We start from the raw sequence: 25803 nt of genomic DNA, 5'->3' as shown, positions 1-25803 counted from the left end.
TCCGGCTAGCCCTTGCGGGGGCGCCGGGCCTTGCGGCGGGCCTCCTCCTCGTGGAAGAGGTCGGCCAGCCGCCGGGCGTGCTCGTCGAGCTCGACGGGGGAGTCCTCGTCGTCGATGTCGACCCCCTGCGCGCGGAGCCGCTGGTCCTGCACCTTCACGGGGGGTGTCGAGTCCAGGTCGGACGGGCGCGGGCCCTCCGGGCCGTCCGGCCCGATGCGCACCAGGCGTTCCATCCGCACGACCCTGAACCGCAGGGAGAGGACCTCCAGCTCGTCGCACCGCTCGCGGTCCAGCCGGTCCGCCGCGGCCGTGTAGGGGGCGCGTTCCGCGGGGGTGAGGTCCTGCTGCCAGGGGATGATGACGCGGAGTTTTATCGCCAGGGAGTCCCGGGCGCCCTGCGGGATCGTCGACGCGCCCGCGGAATCCGGCCGCCAGCGTCCGTCCGTGTACTCCGCCGTCCCGAAGACCGCGGGCAGCAACACCCCTCCCGGGTGGGTCTCCGTGGCGCGCACGGAGTCCTCGCGCACGGCCCGGGGCACCGTGCCCTCCTTCCGGACGAGGGAGAGCAACTCCATCTTGAGGATGCCCTCCGACATGCCGGTCGCGGTGAACGGGTCGATGACGAACCCGTCCGCGGGGTCCGGGGCCCGGTGGGAATCGCCCGGCTCCATGGGGTCCGGGTCGGTGGGCCGGGGCGGCTCGGGACCCTGCGGCCCGCCGCGCAGGAAGCGCTCCGCCCGCACCACCCGGTAGCGGACGCCCCGAACGGTCAGTTCGTCGACCGCCTCCCAGTCCATGCGCTCCGCCGCGCTCATATATACGTCGTGCCCGGCCGGGTCACCGGCCTCCCGGGCCGTTCGCGCCGCCAGCCGGAACACCGAGCCCATGGAGTCCCGGGCCTCCTGCGGCTCCAGGCACGAGAGCGAGGAGACCAGCTCCCAGCCGCCCTCCATCCGTTCCTGGGCAACACCGAAGACGGGGTGTCCGTCCAGGAGGATGTCCGGATACGCCTCCCGGGCCCGCCACGCCTCGACGTCCGCGAGCGACGCGACGGGCTCTTCCGGAACGGTGATCCGGATCTTGCGGTACGCGGGGACATTCTCCCCGTCCAGCTCTGCCATGCCCTCCAGGGTGCCGTGGGCACGATGGGCCGCGCAGCCGAAACGGTCACTCCATCAACAGTGGACACGCGAGCGAACGTATGAAGCACAACGGCACAGCAGCTCAGGTGTGACAGACTGTGATCGTTTCTGCTTGAAACGCGTAAACAAGCGCACTGAACATATGGAGCACATCATGGCCAAGGTCCGGCTGACCACCAACCACGGTGACATCGTTCTGGAGCTCAACGAGGAGAAGGCGCCCAAGAGCGTCGAGAACTTCCTCGCCTACGTCGACGCCGGCCACTACAACGGCACGGTCTTCCACCGCGTCATCCCCGGCTTCATGATCCAGGGCGGCGGCTTCGCCCCCGGCATGAACCAGAAGCCGACGAACGCGCCCATCGACAACGAGGCGGACAACGGCCTCAAGAACACGATGTACAGCGTTGCCATGGCCCGTACGAACGACCCGCACTCGGCGACCGCGCAGTTCTTCATCAACGTCGGCGACAACGACTTCCTGAACTTCACGTCGAAGTCCCCGAACGGCTGGGGCTACGCCGTTTTCGGCCAGGTCGTCGAGGGCCAGGACGTCGTCGACAAGATCAAGAGCGTCCAGACCGGTACCCGCGGCTTCCACCAGGACGTCCCGAAGGACGACGTGGTCATCGAGAGCGCGCAGCGCGTGGCCTGAACCGGACGACGTGGGTCCTGATCTCTTCACGCCCGCGAAACCTCGTGGTCGACCGATGGCCTTCCAACGGTGTTGATCTTTCTGACCGGCGCATTTTCGGTCATCGGAAGGAACAAGATCGTGTTCATCGGGAAGTCTCGCTTCGCCGCTCTCGCGGCGCTCGCCGCCGTCGTGCTGCCGGCCGGGGCGCTGGGCACCGCCACCACGGCGGAGGCCGCCTCCAGCCGGGGAGTGCCCGGCTACCAGACGTGGCAGAGCGATGTGAACAAGGCGATCGCCCCCGCGATCCCGTGGCTGCGGGACCGTATCGCCAAGGGCGGCGACAATCCGGCCATCGTGCTGGACATCGACAACACCGCCCTGGAGACGTACTACCACGAGGGACAGGCCAACAAGCCGGTGCTCAAGGTGGCCGAGTGGGCGCACGAGCACAACGTGTCCGTGCTGTTCGTCACCGCCCGCAGCTCCTCGTCGTCCGCGCGGCACCAACTGGAGGACGCCGGCTACCCGGTGGACGCCATATGCACGCGTGAGCACGGCGAGGAGAAGGGCGAGGGCAAGGAGCGCTGCCGGGAGGAACTCACCCGGGACGGCTACACGATCACCGCCAGCATCGGCAACCGGCCCACCGACTTCGAGGGCGGCTACTACGAGAAGGGCTTCAAGCTGCCCGACTACGGCGGCCGCCTCTCCTGACCCCGCCACGCCCTTCGCCGCCGGACCCTTGGCGGCGAAGGGCGGGCGCGGGTTGGCTTGTTCACATGGTGTGAGCACTTTATGGCGCTACGCAATCTGACGTAGCTTCCCCTCTTCGCATGCGTGATCTCCTGGCCGAATGGTTCGCTGCGAGCACGCATTCCCGAAGAGAGGGGCAAACAGGGCATGGTTGCTCGTCCCCTGGCACCCGGAGTGTTCGTCACGGAACGTTCGAGCGGAGTCCGGACGATCACCGGGGTGGGTACGTCCACCCCCGCGTTCCTCGGCTACACGGTGGGCGGCCCGAAGGCCCCCACACCACCGACACTGATCCGCAGCTGGTCCGAATTCGTGGACACCTTCCACTTCCGTCCCGCGATGGGGCGTGACGAGCTCAAGCGGGCGCTGGACGGCGTGCACGAGGCCATCGAGGAGGCCACCGCGGGCCTCCGGTCCGAAGAGGCGGCGCTCCGGGATCTGGCCACCACCGGAGATGAACCGGTCGCCACCCAGACCGAGTTCGACAAGCTCGTCGCCGTGCGGACGGCCGACTGGGCGGGCGAGAACGTCGGCGAGGAGGACCGGCAACAGGCCGAAGACGTGGCCCAGAAGGTCTCGACCGCGTTCCCCGAGGACTACGCCCAGTGGATCGAGGCAGGCGACCACCTGGCGACCCTCTGCCGCCGCCGGGACGAACTCGCCGTCCTGGCCCGGGTATTCGAGGAGGCCGACAAGAACTACCTCCACGAAGCCGTCTACGGATTCTTCGCCAACGGCGGAAGCTCCTGCTACATCCTCCGCCTCGACCGCGACCAGGACCTCGCGAGCGAGGTCGAAGGCGACCCCGACAAACGCACCGGACTGGCCGGACTGAAGACCGTCCCCGATGTGAACATGGTCGCGGTACCCGACCTGTGGAGCGGGGAGGAGCCCCCCGAGACGGCCGCGGCCATCCTCGGCAACGTGATCGGCCACTGCGTCACCATGCGCAACCGGCTCGCCCTGTGCGAGCCACCACCGGACACCGCCCCCAACGCCGTACCGCAGTTCCTCACCCGGCTGGCGGGCCCGGACACCGACGACGCGGCGTTCACGGCGTTGTACTACCCGTGGGTGGAGGTTCCGGGGGTGGACGGGGTGCGGCGTACGGTGCCGCCGTCCGGCCATCTGGCGGGTGTGTGGGCGCGTACGGACGCGGAGCGCGGGGTGTTCAAGGCCCCCGCCAACCAGAACCTCCGCGGTGTGATCTCCCTGCCCACTCTGCTCACCGACCAGCGCCACGGCGAACTCAACGACAAGGGCGTCAACTGCCTGCGGACGTTCCCCGACCGGGGACTGCTCGTGTGGGGTGCGCGCACCCGCTCCAGCAGCCGGGACTGGCGGTATCTCAACGTGCGTCGTCTCGTCTCCTTCCTCTCCGACTCGATCCGGCAGTCGACGACGTGGGCGGTGTTCGAGCCCAATGACGACCGGCTGTGGGCGACCCTGGGGAACTCGGCCGCGACCTTCCTGACGGACCAGTGGCGTCAGGGCGCGCTACTGGGGCGGACGCCGGACGAGGCGTTCTATGTGATCTGCGACCGGACGAACAACACCTCGGCCACCATCGACGCCGGCCTGGTCATCTGCGACATCGGCATCGCGCCGGTACGTCCCGCCGAGTTCGTCCACTTCACCATCACCCAGATCGCCGGACAGCCCGGCGCCACCACCTGAACGCGGGGAGGCACACGCACGTGTTGACCGGTGACACCTTCAGCAGCAACACCTTCGCCATCGAACTGGGCAAGTTCCAGGTCGAGACCGTCCAGGACGTCTCCGGGCTGACCCTGGAACAGGACGTCGTCGAGACCCGCCAGGTGTCCGCCACCGGCGAGCTGATCGTGCGCAAACAGCCGGGCGCCCGGAAGACCGGCGAGATCACGATCACCCGGGGCATGGACAAGAGCACCGCGTTCACCGACTGGATCAAGACCACCCTGGTCAACGCCGACCTCGACAGCGCCCGGCAGAACATCACCATCGCCCTCAAGGACGCCCAGAAGCAGACGGTGCGCCGCATCCACCTCACCAACGCCTGGGCCTCCCGCTGGGAAGGCCCCCAGCTCGGCGCGGCCAACTCCGGGACCGCCACGGAACAGGTCACCATCACCTACGAGGACATCACCGTCGACTAGCCCGGAGGAGCGGCAACGATGGCGAACAGGCCCCCAGGCGTCTACGTCACCGAGAAGTCCAGCGGCGTCCGCACGATCGTGGGAGTCGGCACCTCGACCCCGGCCTTCCTCGGCTACACCAAACTGCCCGAGGTGACGCCCCCGGAACGGACGACCCCACCCTTCACCCCCGACGAGCGCAAGATCCCCCAAACCATTCGGGGATGGCAGGAATTCGTCGACCGCTACAACATCAAGGAACTGAGCGACGAACTGGCCGTCCTCCTGAAGAAACAGAAGGACAACCCGCCCCTGCCCACCGGGGACCACCAGAAGATCCAGGTACTCCAGCGATGCCTCACCCTGGCCGAGGCGGTGTACGGGTTCTTCGCCAATGGTGGCACGACCTGCTGCGTCGTCGGCTTCCTGGACCCCGCCGGCCCGGTGACCGGGTCCGCCCTCGACGGGGACGCCGAGGCACGCACGGGCCTGGGCGGGCTGGAGACCGTGCCGGAGGTCACCATGGTCGCCGTGCCCAGCCTCTGGGACATGACCGTCGCCGCCACCGACACCGAAACCCCGCCGACGCCGGACCTGCCGACCGGCAAAGGACTGATCGACAAGGTGCTCGCCCACTGCACCCAGATGCGCAACCGGCTCGCGGTCGTCGACGCGCCCCCCGGCCAACTCGTCGAGCCGCTCAAGAACTTCGTCGGTACCCTCGCCACACCCGACTCGGACGACGCGGCGTTCACGGCGTTGTACTACCCGTGGGTGGAGGTTCCGGGGGTGGACGGGGTGCGGCGTACGGTGCCGCCGTCCGGCCATCTGACGGGTGTGTGGGCGCGTACGGACGCGGAGCGCGGGGTGTTCAAGGCCCCCGCCAACCAGAACCTCCGCGGCGCCCTCGGCATCCCCACCCTGCTGACCGACGACCAGAACGGCGAGCTCAACGACAAGGGCGTCAACTGCCTCCGAGTCTTCCCCGGCCGAGGGCTGCTCGTGTGGGGTGCGCGGACCCGGTCCAGCAGCCGGGACTGGCGGTATCTCAATGTGCGTCGTCTGGTCTCCTTCCTCTCCGATTCCATCCGGCAGTCGACGACGTGGGCGGTGTTCGAGCCCAACGACGACCGGCTGTGGGCGACCCTGGGGCATTCGGCCGCGAGTTTCCTGACCGATCAGTGGCGTCAGGGGGCGTTGCTGGGGCGGACGCCGGACGAGGCGTTCTATGTGATCTGCGACCGGACGAACAACACCTCGGCCACCATCGACGAGGGAAAGGTGATCTGCGACATCGGCATCGCGCCGGTACGTCCCGCCGAGTTCGTCCACTTCACCATCACCCAGATCGCCGGACAGCCCGGCACGACCGGCTGAGGCCGCCCATGCAGAAGACCGTGGTCAGACAGGACGACACCGTCACCCTCGCCCTGACACCCCCGGCCGCTCTCGTCCCGCCGTCCCTCGTCGTCTCCATCCCACAAGGCACGGCAGGCTTCCATGTCGAGGGGCTCCCCGCCTGCGTACCGGACGACATCGAGTCCATGGTCATTTCCGCCGACTACGCCACGTTGGCCTTCCCCCAGGCGGGAACAGGCAGCGTCCAGCTGAAGGTTCCCGCCCAGGATCGCGCCACATACGCCAGGACCGGCCACGGTACGAAAGAAGTCGTCGTCGACGGCGGTCCGCTGGAGCTGACCCTCACCGTGGTCACCCCGGCGAGCAATACGTCCGGCGCTGACACGGTGGGGAACAAATACCCCGGAACGGCGACCCTCACCTGCGTCCGCCTACATCCCGTGACAGCCGGATAGCACAACCCGCCGGGGGTGTTCCTTACGCCTCCGTGTGAGCGGTGATGATGTCCTCGATGCGCGGGGACCGCTGGACGTGGTCGACCCCGATCCGGCTGTAGCGGTCGGTGGCCCGGCTCCAGTCGTAGTTCCCGCGCATCAGGGCCCGGTTCGCGCCCAGGAAACGATGCGTGCTCTCACGCTGCCGCGGGGACAGCCCCAGGGCGGCGCACAACTCGTGCGTCCGGTCGGTGAGTCGCCGGAAGCGGTCGATCCGCTGGTGGACCATGCCCCGTAACAGGCCGATGGCGTCCTCCTGCGAGCAGTCGTGCTCGCGGCGGAGGAGCAGGACCGCGTTGTCCGGCTCCCCGTTGGCCTCGTCCTTCTCCAGCGAGTGGAGGTCGTTGGTCAGGATGACCACCTCCGCGGTGATCTCGCGGATCTCCTGGACGAGAGTGCTCTCGTGGACCTCCGGGGGAGCCTCGAAACCCCCGCAGCGTTCGGCGGTGTCCAGGACGCCCTCCACGCCGATCGCCACCCGGCGTAACGCCAGGTACCGGCTCATGTCCAGGACGAGGCCGGCCCTGCGGTTGACCGCCTCGGTGACATAGCTGAGGAAGTACTGCTCCCAGTGGCGTGCGGCGCGCTCCCGCCAGGCCACCGACATGCCGTGCCGCAGCCGCTCCCAGTGGTCGAGCCACAGGCGGGCGAGCGGGAAGGTGGGTTTGACCAAGGACGAGTCCGGGCTCTGCCGGGCGAGCGCGGCCATCTCCTGGCAGAGCCCGTAGGCGGCCAGCGGATCCCTGCCCAGGTGACTGTCGAAGAGGTCGTCGAAGAAGAAATAGAACGTCTGCCCTTGGATTCCCAGCTCCAGATCGTCCCCGAACGCATCGGGGTGAAAACGGCCGGCGAGCTCCCCCACCGCCCATGTCAGATACCGGTCGGCATTGGACGAGGTGGTGACGAACCCCTCCGCTCTCAGCCACTTCATATGGCGGGCGTTCGCGGCCGCCACGTCCGGACTGATCCGCACCTCGAAAGGAATGTCCAACGGAACATTCTGCGGCATGCCTGATCCCCCTCTTCGCTGAACTCCGGGGCGTCCGCCTGCCGATGCGCGACGGGCGCCCCCGTGGAGATCCAACGATCACCAGGCCGGGGCCCGCATGACAAGTCTTCCGGTCCGTCGGCTCAACCTGTGGTATGGGGCCTGTTCGGGATGGCCGTCTCCGCTCGGGCCGTCACCCGGCCCACAGGGCGGGGGTGTCCTCGACGAAGCCGCCGAATCCCCGAGGGGGCCGCCCGAGCAGACCGGCGATGTCGTCGGTGACCCGGTCGTACCGGTTCCGGCCGTGCAGCCGGGCCATCGTGGCGATGTGGTCGAACACATGGGGCGGCAGGTCCAGCCCCTTGAGGTCGCGGTCCAGCCACTCCTCGTACGGCACGTCGACATAGGTCACCGGGCGTCCGAGCGCGGCGGAGAACTCCGCCGCGACGGCGGTCATGTCGCGCGAGCGCTCCCCGGTCAACTCGTAGACCCGGCCCGTGCGCGGGACCGGGTCGAGCAGGAGGCAGGCGACGACATCCGCCACGTCGCGCGCGGAGACCGGGGAGGTACGGGCGGAGCCGAACGGCAGGCGGATCGTGCCGTCCCGCAGGATCGAGGCGACGGCAATCCGGGCGAACAGCGGGTTCTCCATGAAGACCGTGGGCCGGACATGGACGACCGGGACTCCCGACCAGTCGAGGACCTGCTCGGCGAGCCAGTGCATACGCTGCTGGCGCGACTCCTCCTCGCTGGTCAGATCCATCTGAGAGACCGTCATCTGCGACATGTTCACCAGGAGATCGAGGCGGCCGTCCCGGCGGGCGGCCGCGGCGACCGTCGTCGTCGCCTCCAGATACGCGGGCGACACGCTCATCCCGAAGTACGCCCGACGGCACCCCTCCAGGGCCTTCACGACGTCCGGGCCCCGGGTGAGGTCGCCGACCACCACGTCCACGCCCTTCATGGCGTGCAGAGGCGCGGCCCGCTCGTCGTCGTGGTGCACCAGCGCCCGGACCGGCACTCCCGCGGCGTGGAGACGGTCGACGACCGTTCTGCCGACCCCTCCGACTCCGCCGCCGACACCGGTGACCAGCACGGGCTGGACGTTCATGGGGATCGCCTCCTGCACGCCGACGGACTCGTCATGGGCCCCTTCTATGACCGGTCACCCCGCGTGGACGGCCGTCAGCCCGGGGAGCCCGCTACTTCCGTGGCCCAGACGAAGTCGTAGCGCATGTGCCGGCCACCCACCACCGTGCCCTCGCCGCGGTTGCGCATGTTCACCGTGAAGGACGCCTTCGGCAGGAGCAGCACCTCCTGTTCGTCCGGCTCCCTGGAGAAGTAGGCGATGTCCCTGCCGCTGTGCCCGGTCAGCTCCAGGCAGTACAGCACCAGCCGGCCCCCGGCGGGCGGATGCTGGAGCGGCAGGAACTTCTCCGCCTCCGCCCGGCTGCGGCTGGTGCTCGTGAAGCCGCTGAACGTCATGCGTCCGCGGGGCACCAGCTCCCAGCCCGCCCGGTACACCACGCCCGTGACCGGCGGCAGCCTGCCCAGCGCTTCGACGAGCATGTCGGCATGCGCCTTGCCCTCGGCCCGCAATGTGCCCGCAAGACCGTGCATACGCCCCCGTACGGCCTCCAGTCGCACCGAACGCTCCGCGTCCGACAGCCCCGGCGCCCGGTAGGCGTCGATCAGTTGCTGGAGCTCCGCGTCCCGCCACGTGGCGTACGGCACCTCGACCGGCTGCCCCTGGGCCAGCAGGGAGATCATCTCGTCGACCATCCGGTGGACGCCCGCCGTGCCCAGGGTGCCGGGAGTGGACAGGACACGGTTGACGAGCTGGTGGTTGCTCCCGGTGTACTGCGCCAGCGCCAGCAGGTACGGAAGGCGGAGCTCGGACCCCAGCCGGGCCCGCTCCGCGTCCGCTTCCGGCCCCGTCAGGCCCTGCCCGGCCAGCCAGGAGGTCAGATCGGCGCCCGGATGCCCCCGGAGGAGAGCCCGGCGCTTGCGGCGCGCCCCGGCCACCGTACGGCCGTCCACGGTGACCATGCCGCCGTCCCCGGCGGCGGCGAGCGCCCTCTCCTCGTATCCGGCCGCATACGGCAACTCGGGCAGCACGGCCGTCGGCAGTGTGTCCCTGACGAACGCGTCGAAGTCCCGGTACATCCGGGCGACGTCCTTCGACGAGGCCGTCAGGCCCGCGAGCGCGGGCAGCCCGGCGGCCTTGGCGCCCCGCAGGATCTCGTACAGCGAATGGTCGCGCCCGGTCAGCATCCACGCGGCGACGGCGAGGAAGAACCCGCGCTCCGACAGCTCCGGCGCCCTCGCGCCCCCGGTGCCACCGCCCGGCACGGCCCGCAGCCAGTGGAAGGCGCTGAGCATCCGGGTGGTCGTCCCGGAGATACCCGCCACCAGGGGAGCGCCGCGCTCGTGGTGCTTGCGGTACCAGCCGCCGTCGGGGCTCATGGCGAAGACCGCCTGCCCGGAGGCCCAGGGCAGGGGGAACTCCGGCCCTTCCTCGCCCGGCACGGTCATCGCGGCCCAGAGCGCCTCGGGAGTGACCGTGTGCCGCCGGGGAGCGAGGTCGTCGTCCAGACCCTCGACGGACAGATCGGTGGTGGCGCGGCGGGCGTGGGCGGCCTCGGCCTCGCTCAGCGGTACGCCCAGGTCGCGGTAGTCGCGCAGCGTGCGCTTGCCGGGGCCCGTCGAGGGGCCCGGGCGCTCGGTGCGGCGGCGCTGGCTGCGGCCCATCGACAGGGTCGTGCCGGGGCCCTGCTGGAAGGTGAGGTTCCCCAGGGCGAAGACGTCGTCGGCGAACTGCTGCCGCAGTTGGTGCGGGAGGCGGCTGAGGATGCCGCGGGCGGTGCCGCTCAGATAGGCGTGCTGGGTGTCGAGGGCCTCGGTGTCCAGGCCGAGCTCACGGGCCAGCCGCCGGTCGCCGCCGAGAACGACACGGTGGAGCAGGGTCTTGAGTGACACCTCTCGCTCGTCGGGATGAGGGCGGGGCTGGGGGCCGTGTTTGTAGTACGCCGCGTTGTAGAAGGCGGTGACGAGTTCACGGACGGTGGCGGACGAGTCCGGCGCGGTCCACTGAAGGAGCCGCTCCCCGGGATCGCCCTCGGAGCCCACTTGGCCCGCGCTCTGCGGGTCGTCCTTGACGAACGCGCCCGCGGCGGCCTCCGGGGTGAACCCCCGGCTCAGCACTTCGTGGAGCCGCAGCACGGCGGTCCGGGCGGCACGGCCCACCTCCGGCGCGGCGGCCAGCGCCGCGCCCAGCCGCTGCTCGTACAACTCGGCCGCCTGGTGCCAGCCCGGTGCGGCCAGCGCCCGGCGATGGCCGAACGGCGCCCCGCCGGCGTGCCGTCCGGCGGGGCCGGTCAGGGCGTGGGCGACGGCGGCGTTGCCGGCCTCCTGCTGGAGGTTCCGCAGCCGCTCCGTCAGGGTCGCGGCCCTGTCCGGCACCGGTTCGGCGGATGCCGGCGCGGGCGCCTCCGCGCGGGTGGCGGCGGTCGGCGCGTGCGGCGTGCCGGGGCTCACGGCCGTACCTCCTGGGGGAAGGCGGACTCGTCCACGTAGCGGCCGAGCTTGGCGTACTCCTCGCGGACGGCCGCCAGCAGGTCCGCCATGGCCAGCGGCCGGTCGTCGTCGGCGGCGCGGTAGGCGGCGGTGACGGCGCAGCAGCGGATGGCACCACCGGACAGGTCGAAGGCCGAGGCGAGGGCCGCGAGCCCGGCCCGGCCGACGTCCCGGGCCCGTGGCACGGCCGGGCCCAGACAGCGCTCCCACAGGTCCCGGCGCAGGGCCTCGTCGGGGGCGGGGAAGTGGACGACGAGGTCGAGGCGGCGCAGGAACGCCGGGTCGATGTTGGCGTGCATATTGGTGGTGAGCAGGGCCAGGCCGTCGAAGGACTCCAGACGCTGGAGCAGGTAGGACGTGCCGGTGTTGGCGTAGCGGTCGTGGGCGTCCTGGGCGGGTGTGCGCTTGCCGAAGACGGCGTCGGCCTCGTCGAAGAGGAGGACGGCCTCGTCCGCGTCGGCGGCCGTGAAGATCCGCTCCAGGTGTTTCTCGGTCTCCCCGATGTATTTGTCGATGACGGTGGCGAGGTCGACGACGTGGAGGTCGAGGCCGAGTTCGGCGGCCACGACCTCGGCGGCCAGGGTCTTGCCGGTCCCGGACCCACCGCTGAACAGGGCGCCGACGCCACGTCCGCGACCTCCGCCCGGCCGCATCCGCCACTGTCCCAGGACGCGGTCGCGGTGGCGGACGCGCCGGACGAGGTCGCGCAACTGCTCGTGGGGCCGTTCGGGCAGCACCAGGTCGTCCCAGGTGACGGCGGGTCGTACGGGCCGCGCGAGCCGGCCGAGGGCGCCACCGCTCCAGGAACGGGCCGCTTCCCGGACTGCGGCGGCGTCCACGGGCACGCCCTGCGCGGCGGCCTGCCGGCGTGCGGCCGTCGCCATGGCGTGGATGCGGGCGGGTCCCGCCCGGTACCGGGCGCCGGCCGTCACGGCGGCGTCGATCGCCGCCCGGTCGGTCGGGGAGGTGGGGTCGGGGAGCTCGTGCCGCCACAGCGCGGCGCGTTCGGCGCGCGTCAGCGGCGGGCAGTCGGCCAGGACGGGAGGTGTGCGCGTCCATCGGGCGTCCCACGGCCGGTTTCCGGTGAGCACCAGGGGGACCGGCGGGTCGGCGAGAGGCGCGAGCAGTGCACGGGTCCACTGGTCGTCGTGGGAGCCGAGCGGGCCGATGACGAGTCCGTCGCCGCGCAGCCGCGCCTCGAGCAGCGCGGCCCGGGCGGCGTCGGCCGGGCCTGCCGCCTGATCGACGTCCTCAAGGGACAGCGGGAACCTCTGACGCCCCGAAGCGGCCAGGGCCGCCCGGGCGATGGCCGTGGCGGTGCCGTCGACGCTGTCGCGCAGATACACGGGCCACGGGCACGCGAGCAGCCGGGCGACGTGCCGGACGGCCGCGTCCAGGGGGCCGTCCCCCAGAGGGGGAAGGGCGGGCGGCGTGGGCGGCGGCATCGTGTCGTCGCCCAGCAGATGCGCGGTGACACGGTCGGGGACGCGCAGGCCCCGCGTCGGGTACGGGCGCGAGGCGTCGACGACCTCCAGCAACCCCCCGGCGCGCAGGGGCGCGTCGGGGGAGAACAGCCGGCGGGCGGTGGCGGACGCGGCCGGGACACCGCACAGCGTCAGGGCGAGGCCGATGGTGGCGTGCCGGCAGGTGACGTCGTCGTTGAGGTAGCCGTAGCAGCGCTCGAACCGGGAGTCCACGTCGGGAGCGAGCGCGATCAGCAGGACCTGGACGGCGAGTTCGTCCAGGCCGAACCCGTCGGCGAGACGGCGCAGGGGCGGCGGCGCCCCTGCGGCCGCCGCCGCGTCCTCCCGGGCACGCACCGAGGCGGCGAGGGCGTCCTCGAAGGATGCGGGCGGCAGGGGACCGGTGGGCATGTCGAGGAGGTGCGGGGCCATGTCGTCGGGGACGTAGAGCCCGCGCAACGGGTCGAAGGGCGTGTCCTCGAGTTCGGGGAGAGTGCCCTCGGCGGCCGTGGGGTCCTCGCCCGTGCGCCAGGCGACGGCTCGTCGCACGGTGGCCTCGACGACCGCCAGCCGCGCGAGGAGCCAGTCCCCGGGGACGGGCACGGGCATGCGCGAGGGATGTGCGGTGGGCGCGGTCACCGCCGGCCCCCAGGTGCCGGCCCGGGCTTGATGTTCTCGTCGACGACCGGGGGTTCGGTCACCCAGTGGGTGTAGGACTCCGGGGCGAACGACAACAGGGGGATGGTCACGGTCGTGTTGACGGTGGGGACGAGTGTGTGCCCGACCGCGCTCCACAGTTCGGTCAGGGCCCGGTCCTCCGTCGGCGGGTGCCCCACGTCCAGCAGCGTCGTCAGCTCCATCTCCGCCAGCTCCGGGGGAAGCGGCACGGGCAGGTCCCGGTCGCGGGCGAAGCCCACGAGGAGGTCGCCGAGCATGTTGTGGGCGATGAGCGCGTCCGGCGCCCACGCGGCCACCAGGTACGACAGCCGGGCGTACCGGGGCGGGTCGAACTGCGCCCGCTTGACGGGCAGCGCCCCCGGCGGGTCCGCGGGCAGCCCCGCGTACTGGTAGACCGTGCCGGTCTGCCGCCGGTCCAGGTCCTCGCGGATGTCGTACAGATAGACGCCGACCGCCTCGGAACCGGTTGTCTCGCCGAGCCCGGACTCGCGGCCCGGCGGCTGGAACGTGACCGTGAAACCGGGCGGCAGGCAGATCATGTCCCGCCGGACGCGCGCCTCCAGCGCGCGGTCGACCAACTGGATCATCGCCGTGCCTGCCGCAGGTCGAACGCCGCCGGGGCCGGGCCGACGAGGCCGAGCGCCGTGGTGTCGACCACGGCCACGACCGCGCCCTCGGCGTCGGCGAGACACACCCGGGGCGTCGTGGGGCGCGGGTCCGGTGCGCTGCCGGCGAGCGCCCGGCCGGCCGGCACGGTGAAGAGGGGGGTTCCGGTCGTGGTGTCGAGCATGAGCAACGCTCCGTTGTTCTCGCAGGTGACGAAGAGCAGGGTGCCGTCCGCCGACACCGACACCGATTCGGGGCCGGCGAACAGCGGATGACACCATGTGGTGACGACCTCGGGCACCCCCGACGCTCCGGGCAGGGCGATGACCGTGACGCTGTTGTCCTTGTGGTTGGCGACGAAGGCCCGGGCATCGCGCGGGGCACAGGCCACGCCCATGGGGTCCCGGCCCACGGTCAGCGAGGTCACCTCGTGGTCGCCTGTCAGGCGTACGCAGTGGACGGAGTTCGATTCGCGGTCGCTGGCGCAGGCGTAGCCGCCGTCGTAGGTGACGGCGACGTCCCACGGGCGGGAGGACTCCGGGCTGCCCACCGGAACGGGGGTCACGCCGGAGGTGAGAACGGTGACCGTCTTGCCGGCGAAGTCGGCGACGTATGCCGTGCCGTCCCCGGCGGCCGCGATCGAGTAGGGCACGTCATTCTTGTCGAGGGGCAGGGTCTTGCTCTCCCGCACCGCCAGCCGCGTCGTGTCCAGCGTGAGGACGGCCAGACAGGCGTCGCGTATGGGGGTGTCCTTGCGGCCTTGGCTGACGACGTACAGGGTCCGGTCGTCCCGGCAGGCGAGCCCGTTGGGCCTGTCGACGGGCTGGGAGAGTGCTGTCGCCACGACGGTCATCGACGGTTCGTTCTTGTTCAGGTCGGTGCCGTACACCGTGCCCAGGGGGTTGTCGTCGCCCATCCAGACCTTCGAGACGGCCGCGTACAAGTACTGCCCGTCCGGGGAGAGGGCGAGCCCGGGAGGGATCGGGTTGTTGCTCTCGACCGTGATGGTCCGCCTGAATTGCGCCGGCTTCGTGGAGATGTCGAAGACCTCCACCGTGGCCCTCTGCCCGGCGGCGTTGGAGACGTAGAGCGTGAGGCCGTCGGGTGTCAGAGCCAGCCCGTAGGGGTGCTTCATGGCCGTGGGCGACTTGGTCACGGCCATGTGGAAGGTCCAGGCGTCGTTCACCGTCGCGCGCTGGAGGACGGAGACCGTCCCGTTCTGGTAGTTGGCGACGCACAGCCGTAGTCCATCGGCCGACAGGGCCAGTTCGTGCGGGCCCGAGAGCTGCCCCGTCGTCGCGTCGATGGGGTCCAGCCGCTGCCACCGCCCCGGCCCGGTCCGGGACAGGACCGCGATCTTGCCGCCCGTCTGCCCCTCCAGGGTGCTGGCGAAGTCGGCGACGTACAAGGTCTTCCCGTCCCGGGACAGCGCGGCCCCGGTGGGCTGTTGGCAGTCCACGGTCTCGGCGTCGATCGTGTACCGGCCGCCCTTGGGATCGACGAGGGAGACCGTCGCCGTGCCGGAGTCGGCGGTCACCGCGTACCGCCCGTCCGGGGTGATGGCCACGCCGTACGGACTCGCGCCGGGCGCCAGGGCGATGGGCGTCACCGTGACCGCGCCGTCGAAGGTGAGCTCGCCCCCGCCGGTCGGGGTGAGGACGAGGAGGGAGGACGAGCCGGGGCTGGTCGCACAGGCGAACGTCCGGTCGGCGGCGATCGCGACGTCCCACGGCTGGTGCGGCGCGTCGAGGGGGATGGGAGTGCCCGGCTGGAGGGTGCCGGGATCGAGCACCGCCACCTTGTCCGAGAGCGAGTCGGCGGCATAGGCCCACGCGCCGTCCGGTGACACGGCGACGTTCACGGGTTTCGAGCCCGTTCCCGTGGGGACCTCGCCCGTCCTGCGCGGAGCGGTGCGTACGGTGACGAGGGCGCCGGTGGCCTGGTCGCCGACGTACGCGAAAGCGCCTTCCGGGCCGCAGACCACCCCCGCCGGGACCGCGCCGACGGGTCCGTCCAGGTGGACGGCGGCCGGGGTGTCCACCCGGACGGCGGTCAGGGCGCCCGAGGTCTGGCCCACGACGAGGACCGAGGCCCCGTCCGGGGTGAAGTCGACGGCGACCGGATGAGGGCCGGCCGCGACAGCCGTCGGGCTCTCGACTCGTCCGGTGTCCGGGTCCACGATGGCGACGGACACCGTCGCGGAGCCGTAGTTCGCCACGCAGAGCCGGTCGTCCCCGGGACCGAGCGCCAGCGCCCGGGGCTCGGCTCCCACGGGCACGGGCGCGCCCACGACCCGGCCGTCGGCGTCGAGATCCAGCACCGTCACCCATCCGTCGGCCGTGCCCTCGCCCCGGCTCGCGACGTACGCGAAGCGCCCGCTCCGCGCCACCGCGATCGCCCCGGTCGCCCCCGGCACGGGGACGGGTGCGGCCACGGACGGCGAGCCCGGTGTGCTCACGTCCACCACGGACACCGTGGCATCCGTCCCGTTGACCACGCAGACCCGGCCCGCCTGCCCGCCCGGAGCCGCCGCCAGCGCGCATGGACCGGCGCCCACCGGCAGGGGGACGGGCGACAGCCCTTCCTTGTCGAACACCGTGACCCGGTCGCCCGCCCAGTCGGCCACGCAGACCTGTTCCCCGGCCAGCCCGGCGACCACGGCGCACGGATTCTTACCGGCGGGAACGGACCGGAGCACCGGGAGGTCCTGGGATTCGAGGTCCACGACGGACAGCGTTCCGGCGTCGTGGTTCGCGCTGTAGGCACGGGTGCCGTCCGGGCTGACGGCCACCGCACGGGGATTGTCCTCCACCGGCGTGGCGCGGATCTCGGGCCGGTCCGGTACGGCGAGGCCGGCCACGACCAGGGCGTCCGCACCCCAGTCCGGAGCCACCAGCCGGGGCGGCCCCACCGGCGTGCCGCCGTTCTCGTCGTTGTGGCCACTCACGAGGGCACCTCCGCGACGGTGACTCGGTGTTCGACGGAATAGACGGTCTCGCGCGGCCCGCAGTCGATCCGGTCGACGGGAGACGACTCCTCACCGGTCAGCGGATCCACCGGCAACATTTCCACCGTGGCGACCCGGCCCACCCCCGGGACGCCTTCCAGGACGCGGAATGCCTCACCCACGTAAACCGGGCGTCCCAGCGGCCACCCGGTCCCGTCCGGGCCGCCGCCGACGGGGCTGAAGTACCGGTAGAGGGCGCGTTCCGCGGCCACGCGCAGCTCCGCGCGCTCTTCGGCGGTGCGGTAGTCGGCGGGCACGACCCGGGCGTTGAAACGGATGCCGTGGTAGACGGGCCGCACCAGCCACACAGGGACCCCCTCGGGCTGGAACGCCCGCAGCGCCCGGCGCAAGGTGTCACAGGCGTCCCGGGTGGGCGTGAGCATGTGGTACGGGAACCAGCCGCGCTCGTCCGCGGTGACGAACGGGACGACCATCAGCGTCACACCGGCCTGGGTACTGCCACCACTGGTGTCGGTGTAGCCGTTCTTGCCGTCGTGCGAGGTGGAGGTGTTGCGCACGCCGACGACACGCTCGTCCGGGTTCCTGAGACGGCAGATCCCGCCCGGTCCGATGTCGTTGGCGGCCGCCCCGAGTGTCGTGTTGTACGTGCCGTGAGCCGTGATGGCGGCACCCTCGGGCGGAACGGCACCGTGCTGCCCGGCATCCGAGGAGCTCCCCGTCACCTTGGGGCCGAAGTGGACCTGACCTGTACTGGCGTTGATGACCACATGCTCGTCGCCCGCGCCGGACTGATCGAAGGACGTGACGGTCGTCCAGTCCTCCGACGCGACACGGACCTTCGGGAGCGTCCCGCACACCGGGGCGTACAGCAGCGGGAAGACCTGCCCCGGCTCGCCCGTGGACGTGAACGGCCCTTTGTCCTGGCTGTGTTCCTCGTACTGCTTCGCGGTGACGCTCTTGGCGCTTCCTGAGTCGGCGTAGACCGTGTACGTCGTGGTGGGCGTGCCCTTGGAGTCGAGGATCTGGACGGCGAGCCAGCATGAGGCCTCCTCCGTCGGAAAATCGGACCCCAGCGCCTCCACGGCGTTCCGCGCCGTCGTGGCCAGTGCTCCGCGCTCGACGGCGGCCTGCCACCGTGCCGATCCGCTCAGGGGAACAGGGTGGGCGGAGATCTCCCCACCACCAGCCACAGCGATCTCCCGTGCCGGTGCGGAGGCGTACGCGAGCGGTGCGGAGGTGTCCCACCAGGGCGTGTCCTTCCTCGGTGCGAACACCGATACCGCGATGTGGTCCTGCGACTTCCGCTCGTCGTCCACCGTCACCCAGAGTGTGAGGTGGCGTGGATCGTGCGTCTTCTTGATCTCCACCAGGGCGAGGACCAGCCCGCCACCGTCCTTGAACGGCCCGGAGAACGTGCCGTCCGCCCCGTAGTCGCCCGCCGTGAACATGCCAACGGCCGCGGTGACTCCGGTGGTGAGCCGTAGCGGCGCCGCGGCGGTGACTTCCGGAGGAAGTCGTTCGGCGTCCTCCGTGGTGGTGAAGACTGTCTTCCCGTCGGCCGTCGTGACTTCGAGCCCGGCGGGGACCAGCTCCGTGCCGGCCGCCAGGGTGAGGCTGACGTCCGTTTCCGCGGGCGCCCACGGCACGTAGTTGCGGGCGGGGTCGAGCGCGTCATGGGGGACGTCACGGAGGTGGTGGATACGGGCCATGCCCGCCGACGCGGCCAGCGCGAGCTGCTCGTAGTCGCCCGGGACGACCGCCCGTTCCGGCAGCGGGGAGCCCAGGGGCAGCCGTGTCGCGCAGGCCGCGGCCGTCTCGCCCTCCGTACCTCCGACGGCCGGCGCGGGGTTGGTCACGGAGGAGACATACGGCAGAGGAGTGCGCAGCACCGTGAGGGTACGGGCGGGCACATTGCCCCGGGCACCACCGCCGGTCAGATAGCGGCGGATCCGTACGGCCGCTCCCGCCGGGAGCGGCGCCCCGTGCCGGCGCGGCCCTCGGGCGCCGGCCACCACGGGAGCGAAGACGGCCTCCCCGGTACGCGGGTCCAGCGTGAAGTGCCGGTCGTCGGGCCCCGACCCCGCGAGGGAGGCGACATGGCTCCACTGGGTCACCAGGCCGTCGAGCAGCGCTTCCACCACGAGCGGATCGGTGCTGCGCGGGAGCGGCGGGTGGGCGAAGCGAAGCCGCTCGCCGGGAAGGCCGGTCGCGATCCCCAGCGTCTCGTTGCGCACCAGCCGCGCCTGGACGACCGGGACGGAGACCACGAGCACCGGATGGAGGGCGACGTGCGTCAGCGCGCTCTGTCCGGGAGCGGTGCGGTAGCGGATCAGCCCGACGTCCCGCAGCCGCTGGACGAAGAAGCCGCCCTGGCCGTCCGGCCGTTGGAGCAGGAGCTGCGCGGGCGCGTGGGCGGGGGGAACATCGAGGGAGACCCGGCCCGGACGGTCGGGTGAGGCCACCGTGTCGGCGGCCACCCGGCAACTGGTCCAGTGCGTGCCCTGCCAGGCCTCCCAACTGCCCGGGACGACCCCGGAGCCGAACGGAACCGGGCCCAGCCGGACGTCCAGCGTCACACGCGTACTCGGCACCGGCACCGAGAGGACGGCCAAGGCGTAGGAGGAGCCGCCCCCACGTGTGTCGATCACTCCCGGGCCCGTGTGCGCCGGGAGGTCCCCGGGCGGGGGGAAGTCGCCGAGGTAGGGCAGGTTGAGGTGGAAGGCGGGCCCCGGGAAGGCGGCCTCGCCGGGCTCCACCGGCACCGAGGAGCCGAACGCGGTCAGCCTCCCCTCCAGGGCGCCGTCGGCCACCCGCTCCTCCGCGAAGCCACCGGCCGCGACGAGGACGCACGGGTTGAGCACCGCGTCCGTGAGCGTGGTGAAGACGACCGGCTCCTCGTCGCCCACCGGCCGGGTCGCCACCTCCTGTCCCGCGGGCACCACCACCGGTTCCGGTGTCGGCGCGGCGAGTTGCAGGACGGCCTCCGTCCGCGCGGGCGCGGCCCGGTACGGCCGTACGCCCAGCAGGCTCAGCACCTGGAGCCGGCGCTGGTCGGGGGCCAGATTGAGCCGGTCGCGCACGGCCATGACCATGTCGGCGCATGTCTCGATCAGGCCCCGGCCGGGGTCCGTAAGATCCTGCCCGGTCCAGACATCCACCCTCCCGCGCACGCCGCCGACGGCGGCGGCGACGACCTGCTCGCGGGTCCGCCCGTCGTACTCGGGCGTCGGCAGACTCATCCGGGAGCGACCTCTCGTCGGGAGCCGGCGATGATGACGACGGCCCTGAAGGGCAGGTGCGCAGGGCAGTGCGCCTTGACCAGGCGCGTGAGCCGGCTCTCCAGCGCCCGCTGGTCCTCCTCGGCGGGGGCGGTCAGGGTGACGGTGAGCATGCGTCCGGGCGGGGGAGCCTGGCCCGTGTCGGTGAAGACGACCCCCGGGTCGCCGACGTCGAGTGCGAAGTCCGGCGGCACCCAGCGCAGGATCTCCCGGGCCTCCAGCCGCAGCCCGTACGGCGTCCCGCGATACGCCGCCAGCCGGGCCGCCAGGTCGACGGCCTCGCGCCGCCGCACCTCGCTCCAGCCCGGCTCGACACGGGCCCCGGTGATCCGGATCAGCCAGTCGAGGAAGGCCGGAGGCGCGCGCCAGGGGTCGAGCACCGCGTCGAGGCCGTCGAGGCGTTCCTCGGCGGGCGACATCGCCTCGCCGATCGCGGCCGCGAACGCCCGCGCGACGGTGTCACGGCCGTAGACGGCGGGCAGGGGCAGCGGACGGGTGGGGGAAGTCGGCACGGTCACGGTCCTCCTGATCGTTCGTCGGGTTCGTGGGGTCAGCCGTCCGCGGGGGCGATGTCGAGGCCGACGTCTTCGAGGAGGACCAGGCCGCCGTCCGACACCTCGACGGACGACACCGGTCGCCCCCCGTCGTCGGTGAGGATCACTTCGGTCGTGCCCCGTAGCCGCGGCACCTTCTCCAAGACGTCGAAGACGTCGCCGGCGTGCACCCGCCGCCCCCACGGCCACCCCCGCCCGTCCGGCCCGCCGGCCGTGGGGTGGAAGAAGCGGCGCAGGGCCCCCTCGGCCGCCTCCCGGGCCTGTTCGACATCCGTTCGCGTGCTGCTCCACGGGCGTACGGTCGCGGCGATCCCGAAGGAGTGGTAGCGGGGTTTGCCGACGCGCAGCCGTTCGCCCAGCAGCCGGGACGCCTCGACGACGCCCACCACGGAGGCCAGGGTCCGCTGCGGGATGTCGAAGGCGCCGTCCGGCGGGCGGAGGGAGGGGTCGCCGGTGACGTGCGGGACGAGGAGGACGTGGAGCGGGTCGTCCTCGCGGCGCCACACGGCGGGCTCGGTCCGTGCCCCCTTGACGAAGTAGAAGACGCCGCCGACGACCACCACGGCGTCCGGGGACTCCTGGCACTCCGGCGAGAGGCCGGGGAAGGACTCGGAGATCAGGGACGTCACGCCCCGGCTCTCCGCCCGCGGCACGAAGGACCGGTCGCCGTAGGTGTAGGCGCGGTGGTAGAAGGTCTCACCCTTGAAGAAGAACAGTTCGTACGCGTCGGTCCGCTCGGGGCCGGCGAGCACGGCGACCGCGTCGAGGTCCGCCCGGAACGAGCGCGCCGGGTCCTCGGTGCCACCGGGCAGTTCGGGGAACTCGTCCTTGATGGGCTGTGGCGACCGGTCGTTCCCGCCCCAGAGGCACATGTCACCGTAGAACCAGAGCCTGGGCGCCGTCTCGCCCGTGCGGATCACCGCGTCGAGACGCTTCGCCTCCTGTACGGGACCGGGCACCGTGTCCTCGTCGGCGGCGGGCCCGTCCGGCTGCCCCAGGGGCACGGCGAGCGGGGTGATGGTGCCGCTGTCGTCGTAGTAGTGCACGGCCCGCAGCGGGTCGCGCGCGGCGACGGCGCTGGTGAGGACGTCGGGAGGCCGGGACGGCACCTGGAGGGCGATGGGCACGCGGGAGTCGGTGGGCCGGGTGAGCGCCATGACGCGGACCCGGGCCAGCCCCGGTACGTGCTCGTCGATGATCCGCTCGTGGTCGGCGGCCGTGACCGCGCGGCGCGGTGGCGCCAGACCGAGGCCCGCGCGTTCCAGCGCCACCCGCCAGTCCTCCGCCTCCACGGGGACGGCGACGACCGTGTCCACGACCGCCGTCAGCTCCGGCTGATCCACCGTCAGGGGCGCGCCGGCCTGGACAGCGCCCTCCCGGCCCCGGAACACGTCGTACTCCGCGCTGATCCGCGCGCCCTCCGGCGGTACCTTCCCGTGCTGCCGCTCCCCGTCCTCGGCGGGGACCAGCGGCCCGAAGACCACCTCGGACGAGGCGTCGTCCCACCAGTGGACCCGGTCGTCCGGACCAGCCTCGGCGAACGTCGGTACCGCCCGCCACTCGACGCCCCCGCCCCCGCCGGCGACCTCGACGCGGACGACGACCGGCGGCCCGAACGGCGGATCCGCCACCGGGGCACCGGGCCGCCAGGGACGGTGGCGCGTCGGGAAACGGCCGGCCGACCGGCCGTCGGCGACGCCCAGCACCTCGGTGACCCGCACGAGCCGCTCCTCCGCCGCCACCGTGCCTGTGGACCGCGCGCCCTCAAGGACGAGCGGCGAGACGGTCGCCAGCACGACCGGCTCCTCGCCCCCGGTGCGCACCACCGTGCCCGCCGGGATCTCGCGCCGGGCCGTCGACCCGTCGGTCCGGGTGAACGCGACCACGATCCGCGTCGGCGACGCGGGCAGAGGGGTGATGCCCATGAGACGCAGCAGGGCGGACCGCTGCCGTGCCGTCATGCGGTTCACGCGGTACAGCAGTTGGTCGGTCCGTTCGGCGCAGGCCTCGATGAGGGTGATGCCGGGGTCGGAGACGTTGTGGTCGGTCCACTCGGGCGCCCGCTGCGGGAGGGCGCGCTTGGCGGCGTCCACCAGCGGCTGGAACCGTAGGTCGTCCAGGTCGGGGACGGGAACACCGGACGGGTCCGGCGCGGAGGAAGCGGACGGGTCGGCCATGTCAGGGGTCACTCCACCGGGGAGTCGCCGGGCAGGGTGTAGAAGGGGAAGACGAGATTGCGGGGTTCATTGGTGGCGCGCAGTCGGTAGCGGATGTCGATGTAGAGCACTCCGACGTCCGTCGTGTCCATGCTGAACACCAGGTCGTCCACCTCGATCCGCGGCTCCCACCGGTCGAGGGCGCGGCGGACCTCCACATCGGCGCGGGCGACGGTCGTGGCGTCGAGCGGGTCGAAGACCAGTGCGTGGACGCCGCAGCCGAACTCCGGCCGCATCGGCCGCTCGCCCGGCGCCGTGGAGAGCACGATGCGCATCGCCTGCTCCACGTCCTCGGCGCCCCGCGCCAGCCCCACCCGCCCCGTGCCGGTGATGACGGCGGGGAACGCCCACCCCGCGCCGATGATGTCCACGGTCGTCCTCCCGCCCACGCGTGCCGGTATACGAGGTGTACGTAGGTGTACGAGATCAGTTGATGTCGACAGGGTTGCCGGTGATGCCGGTCTCTCCGCCGTCCAGCGAAAGCTTCCCGGTGCTCGTGACGTTCACGGTGGCCCCCTTGAGCGTGAGCCCGCCGCCGCCCTTGCCGTCGTCGGCCGTGACGGTGACGGTCCCGGCCTTGAGGACCAGGCTGCCGTCCGTGCCCGCGTCGACGGTGACGGTGCCCCCGCCGCGGGCGTCCAGCGAGATCCGCAGCGTTCTTCCGCCTTCGCCCGCTGTCAGGACGATGGTGCTGTCCTTGCGGTTGAGATGGGTGGCGAGCTTCCCGTCACCCGTCCGCATCCGCACCCCCTGGGGGCCGTCGGTGGCGCTGAGGAATTCCAGGAGGTCACCCGAACGGGACGCCAGGGAACGCCGGTTGGCGCGACCGGTGCCCGAGTCCACCAGGGGCAGCCCATGGTCGGTGGGGGAGTCGATGCCGTTGTACAGGCCGCCGAGGACGTACGGCCGGTCGAGACGCCCGTGCTCGAAACAGACGAGCACCTCGTCCCCCGCCTCCACGGGGAAGACCCCGCCACCACCGGCCCCGCCCCACTGAACGGTACGCGCCCAGTCGGTCACATAGTCCTTCGACAGCCACGGCAGACGAAGCCGTACGGCACCGCGCTCACCCTGCCCCGGTTCCTTGATGTCCGTGACGATCCCCACCGCGACACCCAATGAGCACAGCGCCGGCGGGTACGGCACGACGGGCGGCGGCAACGGGCCGACACCCACCTCGGTCCGGAAACCGTGGTCGCCGTCGAAGGTGTGGCAGCAGGAGGTGAGCGTGTACTTGCCGGCGAACGGCTCGCCCACCCCGGCCAGCGTCACCGCCGCCCCCGCGGCGAGCTCGGGCGTTCCCGCGACCTCGGCGGACAGAGCCGCCATCGTGGCAGCCGTCTCCTGCGCCAGCGCGTGCGCCGCCACATCCACCTGCCCGGCGGTGGTGTACCCCCGGCCGCCGACGAGCAGATCCGGTGCCGGGCCGGGAAACGCCGTGCCCAGCCGCGCGGGCGTGACCCCCAGCCGCAGCCGCGAGCTGTCCCCGGCACCCGCCCGCGCCGACACCTCGGCCTTGCCGGCCGGATCCCACCCGCGCACCTCCACCCCGGCCACCTGCCCCTCGGACGACACCGAGGCACGCAACGCCAGCAGATTCTCCCCGCACTCCAGGACGAACGGACTGCGATCCGCCCCCGTGCCCGGCGCGGGCGCACCGCTCGCCGCCGCCGGCCGGCCCATATGGACGACGTTCCCCTCGACCGACAGCAACAGCCCCCGCTGATCGGCGAGATGCCGGAGCAACTCCCAGTCGGTCAGATTGGGCTGGGCCAGATACGGGATCCGGGTGCGCTCCGCGTCGATCCGGCCCGCCTTCAGCCCGTGCCGGGCCACGGCCTGCCCGACGACCTCCGCCACCGTGGTGTCGACGTACGCGGCCACCCGCCGCCCCCGCGCCAGCCGCTGCCCCCGGTCCATGGCCCGCACGGTCGTGAACGTCCCGTCCGAGTCCACCTCGGTCTCCAGCGCCGTGACCTCACCATCGAAGATCCCCACCCGCGTCCGGCGCCGCGCCACGGCCACCGACACCGTCATCGGCACCCCCACCGCGATCCCCGCCGAGGCCAACAACCGGTGCGCGGGATCCCGGAACCGCAGAGTCGCCCGGGCCGGCACCCCCACCACCGTCTCCACACGCGCCTCGACCAACTGGTCGGCCCACTCCTCCCGCAGAGCCGAGCCGAAGGCGACGACCGGCTCCGCCGCGTACAGCCGCTCCGTCACCCGGCACCTCCCGCGACGCGCTCCTCGAGCACCGGCAGCACCAGCACCGTGCCCACGGGCACCCGCGCCGGATCGTCGACGTCGTTCGCCCGGGCGATCTCCCGCCACCGCCCGGGATCGCCGTACTCCTGCCAGGCCAGCCCCGCCAGACTATCCCCGGCGACCACCAGGTGAGTGCCCACCGGCCCGTCACCACCCGACGTCGGATTCTGCCGGGGTACCGTCCCACCGGCCTCCTCCAGGGAAACGGTGCACTGGGCGCGCAGGGGCGTCCCGTCGTGCCCGAACCGCGTGTACTCCGCGTCGACCCGCGTCACCAGGGCGAGGAACGCGGTCGTCCGCGCATGCCCCCACTCCAGCCGCACCCACGGCGCGGAAGCCGGCTTCGACGCCGTGCTCCGCGCGGTCGGAGCACAGCAGTCGAGGAGCTTCTCCACCTGGTCCTGCACACTCGGCCCCCGGCCGGCGGCGTCCAGGAACACCTCCAGCGTCATCGTCCTCGGCTGCGCCCCCACGAACTGCGCCCGCGCCGCCTCACCGTTGGACGGCGCCCGGCTGCGGTCCCAGCGGGCCTGCTTGCCGACCCGCACCCGCTCCGGGTTGAACTGCAACTTGACCCGGCCGCGCTCGGGCCCCGGGGAAGTCCCCGCACCCGTCGGGGGATCGTAGATCACGAGGGCGGCGCGCACGGGCGCGCCGCTCAGCAGCTCGGACAGCATACGGTCCTCTCCGACGGGGGCGGGCAGGG

At 72.2% G+C, this 25803-nt stretch carries 19 protein-coding genes; 6 read left to right on the top strand and 13 right to left on the bottom strand.

Translation table 11 applies throughout. From position 1 onward, the window contains the following. Positions 1–5: 5 nt before the first annotated feature. Positions 6–1121 (bottom strand): DUF5954 family protein, encoded by a 1116-nt coding sequence (locus RM609_RS11115; RefSeq protein ID WP_311610046.1) that lies wholly within the window; start codon positions 1119–1121, stop codon positions 6–8. A gap of 175 nt (positions 1122–1296) precedes the next feature. Here RM609_RS11115 and RM609_RS11110 point away from each other — a divergent pair, with 175 nt between their 5' ends. The 6 genes from RM609_RS11110 to RM609_RS11085 all read left to right on the top strand — a co-directional run bounded on the left by RM609_RS11110 (position 1297) and on the right by RM609_RS11085 (position 6463). Beyond that, the gene (locus RM609_RS11110; protein ID WP_311610249.1) at positions 1297–1797 is read left to right on the top strand and encodes a peptidylprolyl isomerase; all 501 of its coding nucleotides are present in this window, start codon (positions 1297–1299) and stop codon (positions 1795–1797) included. A gap of 120 nt (positions 1798–1917) precedes the next feature. After that, positions 1918–2493, top strand: coding sequence for an HAD family acid phosphatase (locus tag RM609_RS11105; RefSeq protein ID WP_311610044.1), 576 nt, complete (start codon positions 1918–1920; stop codon positions 2491–2493). A 186-nt stretch (positions 2494–2679) separates the two neighbouring features. Then, positions 2680–4209: a phage tail sheath family protein gene (locus RM609_RS11100; RefSeq protein WP_311610042.1), complete on the top strand. Its 1530-nt coding sequence runs from the start codon at positions 2680–2682 to the stop codon at positions 4207–4209. A gap of 20 nt (positions 4210–4229) precedes the next feature. Next, complete coding sequence (locus RM609_RS11095) at positions 4230–4670, top strand: phage tail protein (RefSeq protein WP_311610041.1); 441 nt, start codon at positions 4230–4232, stop codon at positions 4668–4670. Between the two features lie 18 nt (positions 4671–4688). Beyond that, on the top strand, positions 4689–6026 hold the full coding sequence (locus tag RM609_RS11090; RefSeq protein ID WP_311610039.1) for a phage tail sheath family protein: 1338 nt from the start codon (positions 4689–4691) through the stop codon (positions 6024–6026). A gap of 8 nt (positions 6027–6034) precedes the next feature. Then, a complete protein-coding gene (locus RM609_RS11085) occupies positions 6035–6463 on the top strand; it encodes a contractile injection system spike tip protein (RefSeq protein WP_311610037.1) in 429 nt (142 codons plus the stop codon). A 22-nt stretch (positions 6464–6485) separates the two neighbouring features. Here the strand turns inward: RM609_RS11085 and RM609_RS11080 are convergent, their stop codons facing one another. The 12 genes from RM609_RS11080 to RM609_RS11025 form a co-directional block, all read right to left on the bottom strand. Continuing rightward, positions 6486–7493, bottom strand: coding sequence for a terpene synthase family protein (locus RM609_RS11080; protein WP_311610035.1), 1008 nt, complete (start codon positions 7491–7493; stop codon positions 6486–6488). Positions 7494–7683: 190 nt separating this feature from the next. Then, positions 7684–8601: an NmrA family NAD(P)-binding protein gene (locus RM609_RS11075; protein WP_311610034.1), complete on the bottom strand. Its 918-nt coding sequence runs from the start codon at positions 8599–8601 to the stop codon at positions 7684–7686. Positions 8602–8675: 74 nt separating this feature from the next. Continuing rightward, entirely contained in the window at positions 8676–11027 is a 2352-nt protein-coding gene (locus tag RM609_RS11070) for a hypothetical protein (protein ID WP_311610033.1), read from the bottom strand. Then, positions 11024–13138, bottom strand: coding sequence for an ATP-binding protein (locus RM609_RS11065; RefSeq protein ID WP_311610032.1), 2115 nt, complete (start codon positions 13136–13138; stop codon positions 11024–11026). The genes RM609_RS11070 and RM609_RS11065 overlap by 4 nt, the downstream gene beginning before the upstream one ends. Positions 13139–13164: 26 nt before the next feature. Continuing rightward, entirely contained in the window at positions 13165–13794 is a 630-nt protein-coding gene (locus RM609_RS11060; protein ID WP_311610030.1) for a Pvc16 family protein, read from the bottom strand. After that, positions 13791–16760: a beta-propeller fold lactonase family protein gene (locus tag RM609_RS11055; RefSeq protein WP_311610028.1), complete on the bottom strand. Its 2970-nt coding sequence runs from the start codon at positions 16758–16760 to the stop codon at positions 13791–13793. The genes RM609_RS11060 and RM609_RS11055 overlap by 4 nt, the downstream gene beginning before the upstream one ends. Beyond that, complete coding sequence (locus tag RM609_RS11050) at positions 16757–20020, bottom strand: putative baseplate assembly protein (RefSeq protein ID WP_311610026.1); 3264 nt, start codon at positions 20018–20020, stop codon at positions 16757–16759. The genes RM609_RS11055 and RM609_RS11050 overlap by 4 nt, the downstream gene beginning before the upstream one ends. After that, positions 20017–20577, bottom strand: coding sequence for a phage tail protein (locus RM609_RS11045; protein ID WP_311610024.1), 561 nt, complete (start codon positions 20575–20577; stop codon positions 20017–20019). The genes RM609_RS11050 and RM609_RS11045 overlap by 4 nt, the downstream gene beginning before the upstream one ends. Positions 20578–20609: 32 nt before the next feature. Beyond that, the gene (locus RM609_RS11040; protein WP_311610022.1) at positions 20610–22790 is read right to left on the bottom strand and encodes a baseplate J/gp47 family protein; all 2181 of its coding nucleotides are present in this window, start codon (positions 22788–22790) and stop codon (positions 20610–20612) included. 8 nt (positions 22791–22798) lie between these two features. After that, the gene (locus RM609_RS11035) at positions 22799–23218 is read right to left on the bottom strand and encodes a GPW/gp25 family protein (protein ID WP_311610020.1); all 420 of its coding nucleotides are present in this window, start codon (positions 23216–23218) and stop codon (positions 22799–22801) included. 37 nt (positions 23219–23255) lie between these two features. Beyond that, the gene (locus RM609_RS11030; protein ID WP_311610019.1) at positions 23256–25055 is read right to left on the bottom strand and encodes a VgrG-related protein; all 1800 of its coding nucleotides are present in this window, start codon (positions 25053–25055) and stop codon (positions 23256–23258) included. Beyond that, on the bottom strand, positions 25052–25774 hold the full coding sequence (locus tag RM609_RS11025) for a CIS tube protein (RefSeq protein ID WP_311610017.1): 723 nt from the start codon (positions 25772–25774) through the stop codon (positions 25052–25054). The genes RM609_RS11030 and RM609_RS11025 overlap by 4 nt, the downstream gene beginning before the upstream one ends. Positions 25775–25803 lie beyond the last annotated feature (29 nt).

Source organism: Streptomyces hesseae, from assembly GCF_031845785.1.
In the GTDB taxonomy this organism is placed as follows: Bacteria; Actinomycetota; Actinomycetes; order Streptomycetales; family Streptomycetaceae; genus Streptomyces; species Streptomyces hesseae.
The sequence above is the reverse complement of the archived record's forward strand: the minus strand, read 5'-3'. Positions and strand labels throughout refer to the sequence as shown.